This window comes from Burkholderia sp. 572, assembly GCF_040545135.1.
Classification (GTDB): domain Bacteria; phylum Pseudomonadota; class Gammaproteobacteria; order Burkholderiales; family Burkholderiaceae; genus Burkholderia; species Burkholderia cepacia.
Genome location: NZ_JBEPLH010000041.1, coordinates 1 through 17,595 on the forward strand (window position 1 = coordinate 1; position 17,595 = coordinate 17,595).

Annotated in this window: 18 protein-coding genes, 1 tRNA gene and 1 pseudogene; 12 read left to right on the forward strand and 8 right to left on the reverse strand. The window is 67.1% G+C overall.

The window, feature by feature from the left end:
• From ABIC51_RS39320 to ABIC51_RS39330, 3 genes are all read left to right on the forward strand, one after another.
• The coding region (locus tag ABIC51_RS39320) for an AMP-binding enzyme (protein WP_502916293.1) at positions 1–303 on the forward strand (303 nt) is incomplete at its 5' end.
• An 83-nt stretch (positions 304–386) separates the two neighbouring features.
• Positions 387–740, forward strand: a complete 354-nt coding sequence (locus ABIC51_RS39325; protein WP_175852513.1) for a DUF4212 domain-containing protein — start codon at positions 387–389, stop codon at positions 738–740.
• Positions 734–2,749 (forward strand): sodium:solute symporter family protein, encoded by a 2,016-nt coding sequence (locus ABIC51_RS39330; protein WP_027786903.1) that lies wholly within the window; start codon positions 734–736, stop codon positions 2,747–2,749. The genes ABIC51_RS39325 and ABIC51_RS39330 overlap by 7 nt, the downstream gene beginning before the upstream one ends.
• A gap of 63 nt (positions 2,750–2,812) precedes the next feature.
• On the opposite strand, the gene ABIC51_RS39335 is transcribed toward ABIC51_RS39330, so the two are convergent.
• The 4 genes and pseudogenes from ABIC51_RS39335 to ABIC51_RS39350 form a co-directional block, all read right to left on the reverse strand.
• A complete protein-coding gene (locus tag ABIC51_RS39335) occupies positions 2,813–3,466 on the reverse strand; it encodes a hypothetical protein (RefSeq protein ID WP_226153356.1) in 654 nt (217 codons plus the stop codon).
• Positions 3,467–3,468: 2 nt separating this feature from the next.
• On the reverse strand, positions 3,469–3,630 hold the full coding sequence (locus ABIC51_RS39340) for a hypothetical protein (RefSeq protein ID WP_226129833.1): 162 nt from the start codon (positions 3,628–3,630) through the stop codon (positions 3,469–3,471).
• Between the two features lie 324 nt (positions 3,631–3,954).
• Positions 3,955–4,045 (reverse strand) — tRNA-Ser (locus tag ABIC51_RS39345).
• A 57-nt stretch (positions 4,046–4,102) separates the two neighbouring features.
• Positions 4,103–4,291: pseudogene (locus ABIC51_RS39350) on the reverse strand (hypothetical protein); the annotation flags it as partial.
• Positions 4,292–4,446: 155 nt separating this feature from the next.
• Between ABIC51_RS39350 and ABIC51_RS39355 the strand changes: the two are divergent.
• From ABIC51_RS39355 to ABIC51_RS39390, 8 genes are all read left to right on the forward strand, one after another.
• Complete coding sequence (locus ABIC51_RS39355; protein ID WP_091925877.1) at positions 4,447–5,076, forward strand: LysE family translocator; 630 nt, start codon at positions 4,447–4,449, stop codon at positions 5,074–5,076.
• A gap of 45 nt (positions 5,077–5,121) precedes the next feature.
• Positions 5,122–5,538: a hypothetical protein gene (locus tag ABIC51_RS39360; RefSeq protein WP_027786908.1), complete on the forward strand. Its 417-nt coding sequence runs from the start codon at positions 5,122–5,124 to the stop codon at positions 5,536–5,538.
• A gap of 353 nt (positions 5,539–5,891) precedes the next feature.
• The gene (locus tag ABIC51_RS39365) at positions 5,892–6,983 is read left to right on the forward strand and encodes a toxic anion resistance protein (protein ID WP_027786909.1); all 1,092 of its coding nucleotides are present in this window, start codon (positions 5,892–5,894) and stop codon (positions 6,981–6,983) included.
• A gap of 20 nt (positions 6,984–7,003) precedes the next feature.
• Positions 7,004–7,750 (forward strand): VWA domain-containing protein, encoded by a 747-nt coding sequence (locus tag ABIC51_RS39370; RefSeq protein WP_027786910.1) that lies wholly within the window; start codon positions 7,004–7,006, stop codon positions 7,748–7,750.
• Positions 7,751–7,795: 45 nt separating this feature from the next.
• Positions 7,796–8,812, forward strand: coding sequence for a DUF475 domain-containing protein (locus ABIC51_RS39375; RefSeq protein ID WP_027786911.1), 1,017 nt, complete (start codon positions 7,796–7,798; stop codon positions 8,810–8,812).
• 101 nt (positions 8,813–8,913) lie between these two features.
• Positions 8,914–9,570, forward strand: a complete 657-nt coding sequence (locus tag ABIC51_RS39380; protein ID WP_021163605.1) for a TerD family protein — start codon at positions 8,914–8,916, stop codon at positions 9,568–9,570.
• A gap of 51 nt (positions 9,571–9,621) precedes the next feature.
• Positions 9,622–10,488: a hypothetical protein gene (locus ABIC51_RS39385; protein ID WP_175901677.1), complete on the forward strand. Its 867-nt coding sequence runs from the start codon at positions 9,622–9,624 to the stop codon at positions 10,486–10,488.
• Between the two features lie 142 nt (positions 10,489–10,630).
• Positions 10,631–11,251: an HAD family hydrolase gene (locus ABIC51_RS39390; RefSeq protein WP_021162444.1), complete on the forward strand. Its 621-nt coding sequence runs from the start codon at positions 10,631–10,633 to the stop codon at positions 11,249–11,251.
• Positions 11,252–11,274: 23 nt separating this feature from the next.
• On the opposite strand, the gene ABIC51_RS39395 is transcribed toward ABIC51_RS39390, so the two are convergent.
• Positions 11,275–12,384 (reverse strand): fatty acid desaturase, encoded by a 1,110-nt coding sequence (locus tag ABIC51_RS39395; RefSeq protein ID WP_124920140.1) that lies wholly within the window; start codon positions 12,382–12,384, stop codon positions 11,275–11,277.
• 204 nt (positions 12,385–12,588) lie between these two features.
• Between ABIC51_RS39395 and ABIC51_RS39400 the strand changes: the two genes are divergently transcribed.
• Positions 12,589–13,626 carry an AraC family transcriptional regulator gene (locus ABIC51_RS39400; protein WP_060084097.1) on the forward strand — a complete coding sequence of 346 codons (1,038 nt, stop codon included), beginning with the start codon at positions 12,589–12,591 and terminating at the stop codon, positions 13,624–13,626.
• A gap of 61 nt (positions 13,627–13,687) precedes the next feature.
• Here the strand turns inward: ABIC51_RS39400 and ABIC51_RS39405 are convergent, their stop codons facing one another.
• The 3 genes from ABIC51_RS39405 to ABIC51_RS39415 all read right to left on the reverse strand — a co-directional run bounded on the left by ABIC51_RS39405 (position 13,688) and on the right by ABIC51_RS39415 (position 17,536).
• Positions 13,688–14,737, reverse strand: a complete 1,050-nt coding sequence (locus ABIC51_RS39405) for a lactonase family protein (protein ID WP_175901679.1) — start codon at positions 14,735–14,737, stop codon at positions 13,688–13,690.
• Complete coding sequence (locus ABIC51_RS39410) at positions 14,724–16,091, reverse strand: MFS transporter (protein ID WP_027786917.1); 1,368 nt, start codon at positions 16,089–16,091, stop codon at positions 14,724–14,726. The genes ABIC51_RS39405 and ABIC51_RS39410 overlap by 14 nt, the downstream gene beginning before the upstream one ends.
• Positions 16,092–16,348: 257 nt before the next feature.
• The gene (locus ABIC51_RS39415; protein WP_124547036.1) at positions 16,349–17,536 is read right to left on the reverse strand and encodes a helix-turn-helix transcriptional regulator; all 1,188 of its coding nucleotides are present in this window, start codon (positions 17,534–17,536) and stop codon (positions 16,349–16,351) included.
• Positions 17,537–17,595 lie beyond the last annotated feature (59 nt).

Consider the following 17,595-nt stretch of genomic DNA (forward strand, 5'->3'; position numbering starts at 1 on the left):
GTCGGCCGTCCTGACGACACGACGGGCGAGGCGGTGGTCGCGTTCGTGGTGCTCAAGCGTGCGCGTCCGGAAGGCGAGGAGGCCGCGGCGCTCGCCAAGACGCTGCGCGACTGGGTCGGCAAGCAGATCGGGCCGATCGCGAAGCCGAAGGACATCCGCTTCGGCGACAACCTGCCGAAAACGCGCTCGGGCAAGATCATGCGGCGCCTGCTGCGCTCGCTCGCCAAGGGCGAAGCGATCACGCAGGATACGTCCACGCTCGAGAACCCGGCCATCCTCGAGCAGCTCGCCGAAGTGCGCTGACCGTACCGGTTGCGCATCACGCGTACGAGCCCCTGCGCGGCAATCCCGATTGCCCGCGCAGGGGCTTTTTGTTACATAACGGCATGACCGTTCCGACCCGATCCGCGCCTGCCGCGCCACCGCCCGTTCCCGAGCCGCTCGCGCGTGCCCACGCACGCTACTGGCGCTTCAATGTCGCGCTGATCGCGGTGCTGATGGCGATCGGTTTCGCCGTGTCGTTCATCGTGCCGTTCTTCGGGCCCGCGCTCGCGAGCGTGCGCTTTGCCGGGTTCAGCCTGCCGTTCTACGTCGGTGCGCAGGGCGCGATTCTCGTGTATCTCGTGCTGATCGTCGCGTATATCGGGCTGATGCAGCGCGCCGACCGCACGCTGCGCCGCGCGTACGACGATCATGCGGGCGTACCGGCCATCCGAACGGCGGGCGCTGATTCATGCTGACGCATCGACTGATCCGCGCGTATGCGCTCTACACGCTGGGGTTTCTCGGATTCGTGCTGCTGATGTGGCGGATCGAGCGCGCCACCGGCTCCGGCGTCTGGATCGGCTACGTGTTCCTGTTCGTGCCGATCGCGGTGTACGCGGTGATCGGGTTGCTGTCGCGCACGTCCGATCTCGTCGAATACTACGTGGCCGGGCGGCGCGTGCCGTCCGCGTTCAACGGGATGGCGACGGCGGCCGACTGGCTGTCGGCCGCGTCGTTCATCGGCCTGGCCGGCTCGCTCTATACGACCGGCTACGACGCGCTCGCGTACGTGATGGGCTGGACGGGCGGGTTCTGCCTCGTCGCGTTCCTGCTTGCGCCGTATGTGCGCAAGCTCGCGCGCTACACGATTCCCGATTTTCTCGGTACGCGCTTTTCGAGCACGGCAGTGCGTGCGCTTGCGGCCGGCGCGGCGATCCTGTGTTCGTTCGTGTACCTGGTCGCGCAGATCCAGGGGATCGGCCTGATCGCGACGCGCTTCATCGGCGTCGATTTCGCGATCGGGATCTTCTGCGGGCTCGCGGGCATTCTCGTGTGCTCGTTTCTCGGCGGGATGCGCGCGGTCACCTGGACGCAGGTCGCGCAGTACATCATCCTGATCAGCGCGATCCTGATTCCGGTGTCGCTGATCGCGATGAAGAACGGGCTCGGCCCGGTGCCGCAGTTCAGCTACGGCAAGCTGATGGAGCGCGTCGCGGCGCGCGAGGCGCAGGTGCGCGATGCGTCCGACGAACAGCAGGTGCGCGACGCATATCGACGACAAGCCGCGGACATCCAGACGCGGCTCGACCGGCTGCCTTCGTCGTATGCGGATGCACGCCGGCATCTCGCCGACCAGTTGGCCGACCTGCGGCGCCACAACGGACCGCTGCGCGAGATCAGCCAGCGCGAGCGCGAGCTGGCGGACTTTCCGCGCGATCCGGCGGCGGCGCGGGTCGCGTGGACGCAGGCGCGTGACGACCTGCTGGCCCGTGCCGAGCCGCCCGTGCCGATGCACGAACCGTTTCCCGCCGCGAGCGATGACGAGCGCAAGCCGCGCGAGCGGAACTTCCTCGCGCTGCTGCTGTGCCTGTCGCTCGGCACCGCGAGCCTGCCGCACATCCTGACGCGTTACAACACGACCACGTCGGTCGCGTCGGCGCGGCGCTCGGTCGGGTGGACCCTGTTCTTCATCGCGCTGTTCTACCTCAGCGTGCCGGTGCTCGCGGTGCTGATCAAGTACGAGATCCTCGCGAACCTCGTCGGGCGGCCGTTCGCCGAATTGCCGGCGTGGGTCACGCAATGGCATCACTTCGAGCCCGACCTGATCAGCGTCGTCGAGGTGATTCGCGATGGCATCGTGCACTGGTCGGAAATCCAGATGCAGCCGGACATGGTCGTGCTGGCCGCGCCGGAGATTGCCGGGCTGCCGTACGTCGTGTCGGGACTGATCGCGGCCGGTGCGCTTGCCGCGGCGCTGTCGACCGCGGACGGGCTGCTGCTGACGATCGCCAACGCGCTGTCGCACGACGTCTACTACTGCATGGTCGCGCCCGACGCATCGAGCCAGCGGCGCGTGACGATCTCGAAGGTGCTGCTGCTCGGCGTCGCCCTGTTCGCGTCGTATGTCGCGTCGCTCAATACGGGGAAGATCCTGTTTCTCGTCGGCGCTGCGTTCTCGCTGGCGGCCTCGAGCTTCTTTCCGGTGCTGGTGCTCGGCGTGTTCTGGAAGCGCACGACGACGCGCGGTGCGATCGCCGGGATGGTGACCGGGCTCGCGGTGTGCGTGTACTACATCGTGTCGACCTATCCGTACTTCACGCAGCTGACGGGATTCGCGGGGCGCACGTGGTTCGGGATCGAGTCGATCAGTTCGGGCGTGTTCGGGGTGCCGGCGGGGTTCGCGGTGGCGATCGTCGTGAGTCTGTTCGATCGTAAGCCGGATGACTATACGCGGGCGCTGGTGGATTACATCCGGCATCCGTGACGCGGGTGTCGTTCGGCATGCTCGCGTGCCAGGGCAGCCAGTGCCGGCGCCGTGACGGGCGGGTCAGAGCGCGGAAATGCCGAGCTCGGCGCCCTTGGTCGTCTGTACCCGGCTGAAATCGCAGCTTCCGTCCGTCATGCCCTTGGCGTTCGGTATCGCGACGCACACATACGCACGGATGCCATGCGGCAGTGCCACGTGGCGAAACTCGCCGACCTTGATCGTCGCGACCCGGTCAACGGCAAAGCGATCGTTGATCGGTGTCGCGCTCGACGGGATCGACATCGTCACTTCCGACGCGGCGTTCCCGGTTTGCGATTTCAGAGTCTGGCTGCTGCCGATCTCTCCGCTGACCGAGAAGCGTATCGCCGCCTGTCCTTCGGACACGCGTTGAACCGTGACCGCGAGCGTCGGCATGGCGATTCCCGCCGCGCATTTGCCGGCAGCGCACTCGCGAACGGAAAGCAGCGTGCGAAACGGGGATGCAGGCTGACCGATGACCGACAGGTCGGTGGACGATCCGCCGTCGCGCAGCGCCTTGTCGACCGGCGGGGGAGAGGTCACCGCGACGGTGGTGGTGATCGACGGCGGCGAAAATGCCGTTGCGCAAGCTGACAGCATCGTCGAAGCGACAATCGTCATGGCGAACCCTGGATTGAATCGCATGGATCTGACTCGCGGAGCTGAAACCTCGGATATCGTCAGAAGAATACACATCTTTAGCGAGCGGGGTTCGGGGGGCGATGTGCGATGGGTGCCGGCGAAACCGCCGTGTCGATGACCTGATTCGCAAAGCCCATGGCCATCATCATTCCCGGGCCGGCGAATGCATTTCCGTTCATGGCGGGCGAATGCGCCATGTTCGCTTGCATCATGGTCATGAACTGCGCACGCAGATTTTCGCGCAGTGGCGGACAGTCGACGCGGGATGAAAAACGAGTCGGCATCCTTGTCGGCGATGCCGAAATGCGATCGTTATCGAGTTCGGAACGATGGATTGAATGGCGCTGTCGTCGCGTCGAGAAAAACGATGAAGCGATGAGTCGCAGTATTGAACTGCATGGCCGACCCGCTTGCCCGATGCCTGAAGGCGGAAGTCGATGCGAAGCGCATGATGGCGGGCATGTCGGCGCAGCGACGATTGTCGGGCGCTTGGGCGTGCAGAAACGAAAAACGGGCCGAGCGGCCCGTTTTTGCTGACATCCTGGCGGAGAGAGGGGGATTCGAACCCCCGATAGGCGATTAACCTATACACGCTTTCCAGGCGTGCGACTTAAACCACTCATCCATCTCTCCGGAAGACCGAGAGTATAGCAAACTCTGGCGGCAGCCCGCCACTCCCTTCCGCAATCGTCAAAAATCCGTCGTCATCGACAGCCACACCGACCGCGGATCGCCCTGTGTCAGGTACCCGCCGGTCGTCGACGACCAGTACGACTTGTTCGTGACGTTGCGCACGGCCGCTCGGAACGTCGTCTTCCTGCCGAACAGCGCCGTCGCATAACGCGCACCGAGATCGTAGCGGTCCCCCGCCGGGATCGACGCCACGCAACCGCCGAGCGGATCCCGGGGCGAACATGCGATCATCGGCCGTTCGAATGCGTCGTCATGATTCGCGCGCGCCGGCAGCGGCCCGCGCGGCCGAAGACGGCGACGCCATCCCGTTCGCAAGCTCCCTTCAGAAGGAACGCCACGCCATGTCGCTGTCCGCCTTGCTCGCTTTTGCCCTGATCCTCTCCGTCGGCGTCGCGACGCCCGGTCCGACGGTGTTGCTCGCGATGAGCAACGGCTCACGGTACGGATTGCGTCACGCGCTGGTCGGCATGCTCGGCGCCGTTACCGCCGATGTCGTGATGGTCGCGCTGGTCGGGTTCGGTCTCGGGATGCTGCTCGACGCATCGGAAACGGCGTTCGTCACGCTGAAGCTGGCCGGTGCCGCGTGGCTTGCCTATGTCGGTGTGCGGATGCTGCTCTCGTCCGGCGGTCGTGCTGCCGCGCAGGCAGTCGATCAGGCGATGCCCGATCGCCGGACCGCGTTCCTGAAGAGTTTTTTCGTCGCAATGAGCAACCCGAAGTATTACCTGTTCATGTCCGCGCTGCTGCCGCAGTTCGTCGACCGGTCGCACGCGATCGCGCCGCAGTACGCGATCCTCGCAGCGACGATCGTCGCGATCGACGTCGTCGGGATGACCGGCTACGCGCTGCTCGGCGTGCACTCGGTGCGCGTGTGGAAAGCGGCCGGCGAGAAGTGGCTGAACCGCGTCAGCGGGGCGCTGCTGCTGATTCTCGCGGGATATGTCGCGTTGTACCGCAAGGCCGCGAACTGACGCGCCGATGCTTCCGGCACACGATCTCGGCCAACCGGCCCGGCGATGAAGCCGATCGAGCGTTTCGCGCTCGAAACGCACGACGGTCCGTACGAAACGTGGCCGTCGCGTACCGCCGTGCTCGTGAACGGCGAGCGCTCCGGCCTCACGGTTTCCGGTTACGTACTGCTTCGCCAGTTCGAGACGCCGGCCGCTTATCTGCTCGTCACCGACTACGACTGCCTGTTCGAGGAGGCCGTCACGTTCACGCTCGTGTCGAAGGATCCATTGAAGGAAATCGCGCGGCGCACGGTCGGCGCGATGTATGCGTCGTGCCATCTGGACGACCTCGCGTGGGCCGACGACCGGCATTTCAGCGCGACGTTCGTGGACATCGACGGACGATGGGATTTTACGATTCGTGACCGATCGGTGCCGTTCATCCTGCCCAGGCTCGGGATGAGTCGCGTGCGGGATCGGTAATGCGCGATCGATGCCCGCGAGGGGCTTGGCCGCGTGTGTGCGCCGTCTGAAACCCGCTCAAACAGGCGGTTTCATTTCTCTTTCGCATTGATCCGACATGTAAGTTTCGGCGCGTCCGAATCTCGCGTGGCCAGCCCGCATCGCGGCAGGAGCGGCGGCGCTCCTGCATGACGTCCGTTCGCCACCTTACAAAATGAATGGAAATTGAAAGAATTCCTTCCCTTGACGCAAGGCGCTCGGGCCATTTATTGTCCGTCTGCCGCCCGTGAGAGAGCACGGCGGCAATCGCGGATGCGCGCCACGCGCGCACGACAACACGCAGCAGAAAGCAGAAAAGGAAACGTGGTAGCCACATGAAGCCGCTATTCGATGACAAGAACTCCGATGCGGTCAGCGATCGTCCTTCCACCCCGTCTTCGTCACCCGTCGCCGTGCCTGCCGCCGCCGTCACCGTGCCGGCCGCGCGCCCGGCGGAGAATGTCCGCCTGATCACCGTCGACGAGATCGACCAGCTCGGCGCGACGCAGGGCACGCGAATCGCCGCTTTTTCCCAGCAGATTCTCGCGAGCGTCCGCGCGTCGGATGCCGACCAGTTCGGTGACAAGCTCAACGAACTGATCGCGACCGCGAAGGGGCTCGATCCGCGCGGCGCCGACAAGGGCGGGCTGCTTACGCAGGTCACGCGGCTGTTTCGCTCGACCAAGGAGAAGCTGCTGTCGCAATACGAATCGGTGAGCAAGCGGATGGACACGCTCGTCGTCGAGCTCGAGAGCCATGCGCGGCGCCAGAAGGCCGGCATCGACGAGCTCGAGCGGATGTACAACGACAACTACGCGCTGCACCAGGAGCTCGCGCAGTCGAAGGCGCACGGCGAAACGGCGCTCGCGACGCTGCGTGCGCATCTCGCGGCCGGCCAGCAGCCGGCGGACGACGCGTTCGCGGCACAACGCCTGCTCGACGTGAAGCGCAAGGTCGACGCGCTCGAAAGCAAGCTCGACGACCTCGACCGCGCGATGCTGATGTCGAAGCAGCTCGCGCCGCAGATCCGCATGGAGCAGGACCAGAAACGCACGCTGACGTCGAAGTTCATGACGATCAAGACCGTGCTGATCCCCGCGTGGACCAATGCGTTCGCGCTCTACCTCGAGCAGCTCAGCACGAAGCGCGCGGCGGCGCTCGCGAACGCGACGTACGACGCGGCCGACGAGGCGATCCGCGCGCAGGCCGACCTGAACCGCCAGAACGCGCAGGAAGTCGCGAAGCTCGGCCAGCGCCCGGTGATCTCGACCGACACGTTCGAATACGCGCAGCAGCAGCTGTTCGGCGCATTCGACGACATCACGCAGATCATCGCCGACGGCAAGCGCCAGCGCGAGCAGGACGCGCCGCGCCTGCGCCAGCTCGAACAGGACCTGATCACCCGATTCGCTCCGAAGCACAACTGAGAGAACTAAGAGAACACCGCATGATTACGCTTGAGAAACGCGCGGCGAAGGTCGCGATCGTCCTCGAAAAACGCCAGATCCTGAAGCCGCCCGTCGTGCGCGTCGGCGCGGCGCTCGACATCTCCGGCTCCGCGAAGCCGCTCTACCAGTCGGGCGTGATCCAGGAGACGCACGACCGGATCCTCGGCATCGCACTGAAGTTCGACGACAACGGCGAAGTCGACACGTGGACCTTCACCGAAGGCTACAACCGGCTGCCGACCGCGACGCCGGACAACTACGGCTCGTACATTTCCGACCACGTGCTCGAAGCGCGGATCGACAAATGGGGCGGCACGCAGTACGCGCCGGTGATGAACGACATCGTCGACTTCTTCTTCCGCGCGCCTCAGCCGTCGCCGCAACGCGAAGAGAAGCGCGGCTTCCTGAGCCGGCTGTTCGGCGGCGCGGACGAGACGCCGGCACCGGCGGCTTCCGCGCCGGTGAACGGCCATCTACCCGCATGGGTGCTGTTCGTCACCGACGGGCAGAACCCGAAGAACGATCGCAAGCGCGTGCGCCAGTTGCTGGCCGAGTCGCAGCACTACCCGCTGTACTGGTCGCTCGTCGGCGTCGGCGACCCGAGCGAATTCGGCTTCCTCGCGGAAATCGCGGAAGAGATGCCGAACGTCGGCTTCCTGCATCTCGAATCGCTCGACATCAGCGACGAACAGATCTACGAACAGTTGATCACGCAGGAATTCTGCGACTGGGTGCGCGCGAAGTAAGCGCGGCCCGCACGTCATTTTTCACGAAACTCGAAACTCCACATCATGTTGAAAGACTTCAAGATCCCGCTGTCGCTCACGGCGCTCGCACTGGTCGCCGCGTATTTCCTCGGCGGCGTGAAAGACATGCTGATCGTCGCGGTCCTGTGCGTGCTCGAAATCTCGTTGTCGCTCGACAACGCGGTCGTCAACGCCTCCGTGCTCAAGAACTGGTCGGAGAAGTGGCGCAACCGCTTCATGGTGTTCGGCCTGCCGGTCGCCGTGTTCGGCATGCGGCTCGTGTTCCCGCTGCTGATCGTCGCGGTGATCGGCCACATCGGCATGTGGGATGCGCTGACGCTCGCGATCGAGTCGCCGGAGAAGTACGCGGCGATCCTGACTTCCGCGCATCACCAGGTGTCGGCGTTCGGCGGCGCGTTCCTGCTGATGGTGTTCTTCAAGTTCATGCTCGACACCGAGAAGGACGAGCACTGGATCGGCTTCCTCGAGGGCCCGATGCGCCATCTCGGCCGCATCACCGCGCTGGAAGTGGCGCTGACGCTCGCGATCGTGATCGTCGCGTCGTTCTACGTGCCGTCGGCGGAACAGGTCGCCTTCCTGCTGGCGGGCGCGTTCGGCGTGATCAGCTTCGTGATCGCGCACGGCATCGGCGACCTGATCGGCGGCGAGGAAACGGGCACGCGCGTGGTGCGCGAAGGCGTCGCGGGTTTCATGTATCTCGAGGTGCTCGATTCGTCGTTCAGCTTCGACGGCGTGATCGGCGCATTCGCGCTGTCGAACAACATCTTCCTGATCGCGCTCGGCCTCGGCGTCGGCGCGGCCTATATCCGGGAGATGACGCTCGTGCTGCTGAAGAAGGGCACGCTCGCGCAATATCGCTATCTCGAGCACGGCGCGTTCTGGGCGATCGGTGCGCTCGCAACGATCATGTTCCTCGGCGTGAAGTTCGAGGTGCCCGAGGTCATCACGGGCCTGGTCGGCGCGGCGATGATCGCCGCGGCCGTGTGGTCGTCGATCGTCGTGCAGCGCAAGGAAGACCGCACCGCGGTGGCCGGCGAATAAGCACGCGCCGCACGCGGCACGCAAACCATCAACGAGGGGGCCGCGCAGGGCGGCCCGGCATTGCCGCCGGCGCAACGGCGGTTCCAGCAGAAGAGGTTCAGATGATCAATTTGTCGAAAGGCGGTCGCGTCAACCTGTCGAAGGAAGCGCCCGGCACGCAGAAATTCCGCATCGGTCTCGGTTGGGACGCGAACGCGACGGACACGGGCACGGATTTCGATCTCGACGTGTCGGTGTTCCTGTGCAAGTACGACGCGCAGAGCAATCCGAAGCTGATCTCGGATCAGCATTTCGTGTTCTACAACAGCGAAGTGCGCACGATGGAGCGCAAGGAAACCTTCATCCAGCCGGGCGACGATTTCCCGAAGCGCGGGATGCCCGCGTCGAAGTGCCTGGGTGTCGTGCACAGCGGCGACAACCGCACGGGCAGCGGCGGCGGCGACGACGAAGTGATCTTCATCGACGTGACGAAGCTCGCCGCGGATATCGAGGAAATCTCGGTGGTCGTGACGATCGACCAGGCCGAAGCGCGTCGCCAGAATTTCGGCCAGGTGCGCAACAGCTACATCCAGATCGCCGACGAGGTGTCGGGCGCGGTGATCGCGAAGTACGCACTCGAGGAAGACTTCTCGATGGAGACGTCGGTGCAGGTGGGCAGCTTCTATCGCCGCGACGGCCACTTCATGTTCAAGGCGGTCGGCGCCGGCTACAACCGCGGCCTGGGCGACTTCGTGCGCGCGTACGGCGGCGCGGTCTGACTGGCGGCAGTCCGGCCGGCGGGACACCGCCGCGCCGGGCAGGAAGCAGCGATGACGAATCCGTCCGACGAGCCGAAGCGGCTCGAGTTCGATACGACGCCCGAGCGCACGCCCGGGCGTCTTGCGTTCGACGCGCCGCCCGCGGCCGCGACGCCGGGTGCGCGCGCGCCCGAGCGGCCGGCACCGCAGGCGCTCGACTTCGGGCCGGCGCCCGACAGGCCCGTGCGCACCGCGCCGGCCGAGGCGGTCGGCCGCGCGGTGTTCGGCGAATCGAACCATCCGCAGCTCGAAGCGTGCTTCCGCGCCGCGCAGGCCAGCTTTCCGAATCTCTATCCCGACTACGCGCCGCGCATCGAGCGGCACATCCGGCAACTGGTGCCGCTGAAGCTCACGACGGTCGCGACGATCGGCGACGGCGCGCTGGAGACGGCAGGCAACCTCGTCGAAGCCGTCGCGGCCGCCACGCGCGAATTCAACGAACTCGGCGCGGCCGACATGATGGCCGGCATGCTCGCGCAGGCGACGCGCAAGGCCGGCATGTTCGAACGCTGGTTCGGCGGGGCGGCGGGCCATGTCGACTACCGGGCGGCGCTCGGTGCGCTCAAGCAGTCGCTCGGCTTCTTTCCGCGCCGCACCGAGGAACTCGCCGCGAAGGTTCGCCATGCGGAAGAAAATCTCGTGGTCGTGCTCGCGGCGCTGAGCGCGGTGTCGGACGTCGTGCGCGCACCGGACGATGCGGGCGTCGAGCGCACGCTGTTCGACCGCCGCAATATCGTCGGGCAGGCGGTGCAGCAGATCCGCATGCAACCCGCGCAATTGCGCGGGCTCGACGAGCGCGTGACCGATCTGCTGTCGCGCGCCGATCACCTGATGAACGTCGTGCTGCCGGCGGCGCTGGCGGCGCGGCCGCAGCGCTGAGCGAACGGCGCGAAGGGCACGGATGCGCGCGCCGCGGCGCGCGCGTTCGCTGCGCGGGCCACGCCGCGTCACGCCATTTCACGTGCACCGGCGCGAGTCTGCTATCTTCCCGGGCATCTCATTGCTTTCCCGCCGATTCTCCATGACCGACCGCATCGTTGCCGCATTCGATTTCGACGGCACCATCACGACGACCGACAGCTTTCGCCATTTCGTCCGCTATGCGGTCGGCACGCCGCGCTTCGCATGGGCCGGGCTCCGTGCGCTGCCGTGGATCGTCGCGATGAAGGCCGGGCTGCTGTCGCGTGGCGATGCGAAAGCGAAGTTCGCGTCGTTCGCGTTCGGGCCCGTGCGCGAGGACGCGCTCGATGCGCAGGCGCGTACGTTCGTCGACACCTACCTGCCGGGCCTCGTGCGTCCGGAAATGCTCGAACGCATTCGCGAGCACCGGGCACGCGGGCACGAAGTCGTGCTGGTGAGCGCGTCGCCGTCGCTGTACCTGGAGAAGTGGGCGAAGACGGCCGGCTTCGATGCGGTGCTCGCGACGCGGCTCGCGTTCGAGCGCGGCACGTTTGCCGGCCGGCTCGACGGCGAAAACTGCTGGGGGCCGCAGAAGGTCGTGCGGCTGCGCGGGTGGTGGGGCAACCGGCCGCCGAAACAGCTGTTCGCGTACGGCGACAGCCGCGGCGACAAGGAAATGGCCGAGCTCGCGAACTGGTCGTGGATCCGCGGGCAGGGGCCGATGCCGCCGATCGGCGGCTGAGCCGGCGCGGCGCCGGTTTTACATCACGCGTCGGCTTGCGCGTGGCGAGCGCGGCGCGACGGTCGATACGGGCCCCAGCGATTCGCACGCGCGAACGTGCCGACGTCGTTGAAGCGCACGCCGACTTCACGCAGCGCCGCATGCGCGGTGCGCGCGGTCAGCTGGCGAATGTAGAACGGGTCGCGCACCACGAAGTGATGGATCGCATGCGTGCTGCCGAAGTTGAAGCAGAACAGCTGGAACGGCAGCATCCACCACGGGTTGAGCACCTGCGTCTGCTGGATCACGTTGCGTGAATCGATATCGCCGAAGTAATGCATGTTCGAGCTGACGAAGTTGATGCAGAAGCTGCGCACGAAATTCGGCCCGAGCCACACCACGGCCAGGAAATCGACGACGCTCATCACGCGCGCGACGATGGCCGGCACCGTCACCGCGTAGCCGAACGCATGCAGCGCGAACAGGCCGGCGTGATAGACGATGAACGCATGCCACAGCACGTAATACACGTGACCGACCGGCATGTACGACGACACTTGCTCGACGCGCAACTGCAAGCGTTCGGACGGGTCCTGCACCGGCTGCGCGGCCACGTACTGCTTCACCTTGCGGCGCATCGCGGCCGGCCGCAGCACGACGGCGAGCATGCCGTCGGCGATCATCAGCAGGCGCTTCACGCCCCAGCGCTCGCCGTTGGTGATGCCGAATTCCTCGAGATCCGATTCGCCGCCCGACACCTTGTGGTGATGCAGGTGCATGCGCCGCCGCGTCCACGGGTTGATCGTGCCGGGCCGCGTGAGCCAGCACAGCGCCATCATCAGGTGATAGGCCCACGGCGTCTTCTTGAAGTACATCAGGTGGATCAGGTCGTGCTCGAGCTCGTGGATCAGCGACGTGACGAACGCGGCGAGCGGCAGCGCGACGTACCACGCGATCGCCCCGCGCGCATACAGCCAGGCGATCGCGAGCATTGCGCTCACCGACACGGCCATCACGGTCGCGCCGACGAGGTTCTGGTTGTCGAGCAGCGGAAAGCGCGCGCGGATCGCGTCGCTCGCGGCGTTGACCTCGCGGCGGACGTACGCGACCTTGTCCGCGTCGTGGCGAAAGGCGGTTCGTGCGGGTTGGCTCATCGACCGGATTCCTGCGGAAAGAGTGGGGCGTTATGCCGATGTGACAAGCATAGGCGCGCACCGGGCCGCCCGCGAGGGCCGCGGGTGCCAATGGCGGTGTCATTTCGGGCCACGTTGGCCGGCCGGCGCGGCTAGAGTCTCGCCCCGGTGTCATTGCGGGCCAGCGGCGCTACAATCCGCCGAAACCGCTCCGGAGTCCTCCGCATGGCCCTGTCCGTCCCGGATGCCGCGCGCCAGTTGAACAAGGCGACGGTGTCGTCCGCGTATGCGCTGTTCATGCTGATGCTGGCCGAGGAGCGCGGTATCGACGGCGGCCGCATTCTCGCGGGCTCGGGTGTCGAGCGCGACCGGCTCGCGCAGCCCGATGCGCGCATCACGCCGCTGCAACAGGCGGCGATCGTGTTCAACCTGCTCGACGCGACGGACGATCCGTCGATCGCGATCGAGATCGGCCTGCGCAGCAGCCTGACGAAAGCGGGACTGATCGGCTTCGGGCTGATGAGCTGCGCGACGCTCGGCGAGGCGATCTCGCTCGGCATCCGCTACCTGCCGACGCGCGTGCCGTTCTTCTCGGTGCGGCTCGCGCGGCTCGACGGGACCGTCGACATCGACGTGCTCGAAGCGTTTCCGCTCGGCCGGCTGCGGCAGTTCGCGGTCGAGAACTTCCTGGTCGAGACGGCGATCCTGTTCAATTCGCTGCTCTATCCGGTGCCGGGACGCACGCTGCAGTCGCGCGCCGAACTCCATTTCGAATGGCCCGAGCCGCCGTGGTTCGAGCGTTATCGCGCGCGGCTGCCGCGCTGCCATTTCGACGCGAGCGCGAACCGCATCCGTTGCGATGCCGCGCTGCTCGACGAACCGATCGGCACCGCGAACGCGCACACCGCGCAGATGATCGTGCAGCAGTGCGAGGCCGAACTCGCGCGGCTCGGTTATGCGGAAAGCATCGTCGAGCGCGTGCGCAACCTGCTGATCTGCGGCGAGGGCGGCTATCCGGCGGTCGACGACGTCGCGCGCGAGCTGCATGTATCGGCGCGTACGCTCAAGCGCAAGCTCGCCGAATACGGTGCGACCTATTCGGCGCTGCTCGACGAGATCCGGTTGCGCGACGCGCTGCGGCTGCTCGAGGGGACGCGGCTGCCGGTGGACGAGATCGCCGCGCGCGTCGGTTATACGGATCGCGCGAACTTCACGCGTGCGTTCAAGCGCTGGACAGGGGTTGCGCCGAGCGAGCGGCGCTGAACGCGGGCATGCGCCGGCCCGCGTGGCGGGACTGCCGGTTCATGCTCCACGTATCCCTTCTTCAGACGATCGCGACCCAGTTCGCGCCGCGCCCGCCCGGCACGCGTGCGTGCGGCGACAGCGCGCCATCGTCCTGCGAGATCGCATACACCGACACGTATTCCGACTGTTCGCCGCACGCGACGAGCCAGCGCCCCGACGGGTCGATCGCGAACCCGCGCGGCTGCGTCTCGGTGGCCGTTGCATGCGCGGGCTCGAACGTGCCGTCTGCGGTGCGGCGATAACAGAGCAGGCGGCTCGACGTGCGTTCGCTGACGTAGGCGAAACGCTCGTCGGGGCTCAGGTGCAGGTCGGCGGCCCAGACGGAGGGCTCGGTGGGCGCGGGCGGCCGCGCATGGCCCGGCGCGAGTTCGGCGACGGCCGGATGGCGCGCACTCACGTGCGCATCGCCGAGCCGGCCGGTATCGGGGTCGCGCGCGAACGTGGCGAGCGTGGCCTGGAATTCGCTGACGACGACGAGCGCTCGGCCGTCGCGCGCGAACTGCAGGTGGCGCGGGCCGAACCCGGCCGGCACGCGCGTTTCGCCGTGTTCGAGCGCGCGCAGGCCGGCCGCGTCCTCGACCAGCGCGAAGCTGAACACGCGATCCGAGCCGAGCGAGCTGACATAGGCGAAACGGTTGTCCGGCGACACGATCACCGAGTGCGCGTTCGCGATGCCGCCCACGACCTGCAGCGGCGTGCCGTCGCCGTCGCGCACGCGCGCGGCGTCGTAGAGGCTCAGCGAATTTCCGCCGTACGACGCGCCGAGCAGCCAGCGGCCGCCGCGGTCGAGCGACAGGTACGCATGGCTCGCGTCGATCGCGGTCGCGCCGATGCGCACGAGCGCGCCGGTGGCCGGCACGACGCGGAACGCGACGATCGTCGGCTGTTCGCCGCGCGTCGCGACGTAGAGCCGCGCGCGGTCGGCCTGCACGGCGATCGGCATCGCGACGTCGGCTGCGGGATAGCGGGCGAGCGGCGCGAGCGTGCCGTCGGCCGCGAGGGAAAACGTGGCGAGGTCGGCGTCGGCGGCGTTCGAGACGACGACGGTCAGGCGGTCAGTGTTCGGCATGGCGGAGCATCGATGCGTTCGTCAGGGCGGTGTCGGCCGGCAGGCCGCGCGGCGGATCGCTGCGCCGGTGCGTGCGCGCGAACAGCGCGGCCACGGCGGCGACGAGCGAAGCGATCGCGAGCGCATACAGCCCGCCCGTGATCGAACCCGTATGTTGCTTCAGATAGCCGAAGGCCGTCGGCGCGACGAAGCCGCCGAGGTTGCCGACCGAGTTGATCAGCGCGATCACGGCCGCGGCCACGCGCGTGTCGAGATAGCCCTGCGGGATCGGCCAGAACAGCGACGCCGCGGCCTTGAAGCCGAGCGCGGCGAAGCAGATCGACGCGAACGACCAGGCCGGATCGTGCGACGTCGACGCGAACAGCCCGCACGCGGCGAGCACGAGCGCGAACGCGAGCCAGCGCTGCGGATGCTTCCATTTCGACGACAGCACCGCGAAGCCGTACATCGCGCCGATCGCGATCATCCACGGAATCGTGTTGTACAGGCCGACCTGGAAATCGGTGAGGCCGCCCATCTTGCGGATGATCGTCGGCAGCCAGAACGTGGCCGCGTAGATCGTCAGCTGGATCGAGAAATACAGGAAGCAGAACAGCGTGATCTGCGGATCGCGCAGCAGCGCGGTGGCGCGCACCGGCACGTTCGAACGGACGTCGCGCGCCGCGCGTTCCTCGTCGAGCGCGTTCTGTAGTGCCGTGCGTTCCTCGGTGGTGAGCCACGTCGCGTCGCGGATGTGCGATTTCAGCAGCAGCCAGCTCGCGCCGCACAGCGCGACGGAGAATAGCCCTTCGATCAGGAACATCCACTGCCAGCCTTCGAGGCCGAAGCCGCGGATCGACAGCAGCGCACCGGTGACGGGCCCGGACAGCACCGACGCGAATGCGGAGCCGCCGAGGAAGATCGCCATCGCCTTGCCGCGTTCCTGCGGCGGCAGCCATTGCGACAGGTACAGCACGACGCCGGGGAAGAAACCGGCCTCGGCCGCGCCGAGCAGGAAGCGCAGGGCATAGAACGACGTGTCGTTCCACACGAACGCCATCGCGGCCGCGACGATGCCCCACGTCGCCATGATCCGCGCGAGCCACACGCGGGCGCCGTAGCGTTGCATCAGCAGGTTCGACGGCACCTCGAACAGCGCGTAGCCGACGAAGAACAACCCGGCACCGAGGCCGTACGCGGCCGCGCCGATGCCGATCGACGCTTCGAGATGGCGGTCGACGAAGCCGACGTTCACGCGGTCGATGTAGTTCGCGATGAACATGATCAGCACGAGCGGCAGCACATGCCACTTCACTTTCGAGACGGCGGACGCGAGCGGGTCGCGTCCGGGCAGGGCGGGCGAGGGCGGGTTCAAGCGTGTCTCCGGTCGGGCGGGGCTGTGTAGTATGTCGTCGTATGACATGGTACGCCTGAGTGCCGATGGAGACGTCGCGGGTTTACCCGTGAATTACCCGGATATTGGGGAATTTCATGAGATTTGTCGGGCGACCATCAATGTCTGATGACATATGACATGAAACGAGTGTGTACCAATCGCCGGGATACCCGGTGGCGATCCGCGCGCGTGGTGCATCTCCTAGGCAACCCGTCCGGCGGCTGCCCTCGCGGCGGCTACGCCATCGAAACGACGCTGTTGAGCAGCGTCTTCACGAGCACGGCCTGCCGCGTTGCGCCCGTTTTCGCGAAGATGCCGCGCAGGTGCGCACGCGCGGTGTTCTTCGTGATGCCGGTCGCGGCGGCGGCCTCGTCGAGCGTCAGCCCGTCGACGAGCAGCAGTGCGATTTCGGTTTCCATCGGCGTGAGCCGGAACAGCCGGTGCAGCATGTCGCGCGACGTCTGCGGCGACGACACGGGATCGCGCACGAACACCGCAACGGCCGGCCGGTGCCGGCGGTCCTCGGCGCCGCGGTAGGGCGCGAGCGGGCGCAGCAGCACGCTCAACGGCATCGCGCCGCCGGGGCGCGACAGCGTGGTGGCTTCGATGCGGGCGAGCGCGCCCGCGCGGAAATGCTCGAGCGCGGCCTGCAATGCCTTCTGCAGCCGGCGCTCGTCGAGCGGGCACGATGCGTGGAGCCGCTCGTGGCGCACGCACAGCCCGTCCTGCTGCTCGATCAGCCGCTCGGCGATGCGGTTGCGCTTGATCACGCGGCCGTCCTCGTCGACGATCGCGGTGCCGACATCGAGCCGGTCGACGGTGCCCGCGTACAGCGCGCGTTCGGCGTCGAGCACGTCGAACGCCGCGTGCAGCTCGACTGCCCGCTGCAGGTGCGGCAGCAGCGTCGCGACCTGCGCGCGTTCGGCCGCGTCGAAGTCCCGCCCGCCGTGCGCGCGGCTCACGAAGAACGCGCATTCGACGCCGCGTTCGCCGCGCAGGTTCGCGCCGAGGATGTAGCGCAGGTCGAGCGGCTGCAGGTACTGCCGGTAGAAATCGTGCGCGCGCCACGCGGTTTCGCCGAACAGCCGGTCGGCCGTGAAGACCTGGCCGGGCGGCTGATCGAGAAACGGGCACAGCGCATAGAACTGCTCGCTGTACGACGGCTCGCCGGGCAGCAGCGGGCCGTGCGCCGACGCGTTGATGATGAGCCCGTGCCGCGTGCCGCCCGGGTTGCGCAGCACCAGTGTCGTGAAGCGCGCGTCGAGCCGCACGCGGACCGCTTCGAGGAAGCCGGCCCACGGGGTCGCTTCCGACGGGCCCTGATAGACGAGCCCGAGCCACGCGCTGAGTTCGCGCGCCGTCCACGCGGCGTCGTCGAAGCCGTCGTGCGCGGCCGGATCGCCGGGTGCCAGCGCGATGGGCATGCTCGTGTTCTCCTGGATCGGGGTGAAGGGTTCCCGAGCCAGCATACCGGCCGCCCGGC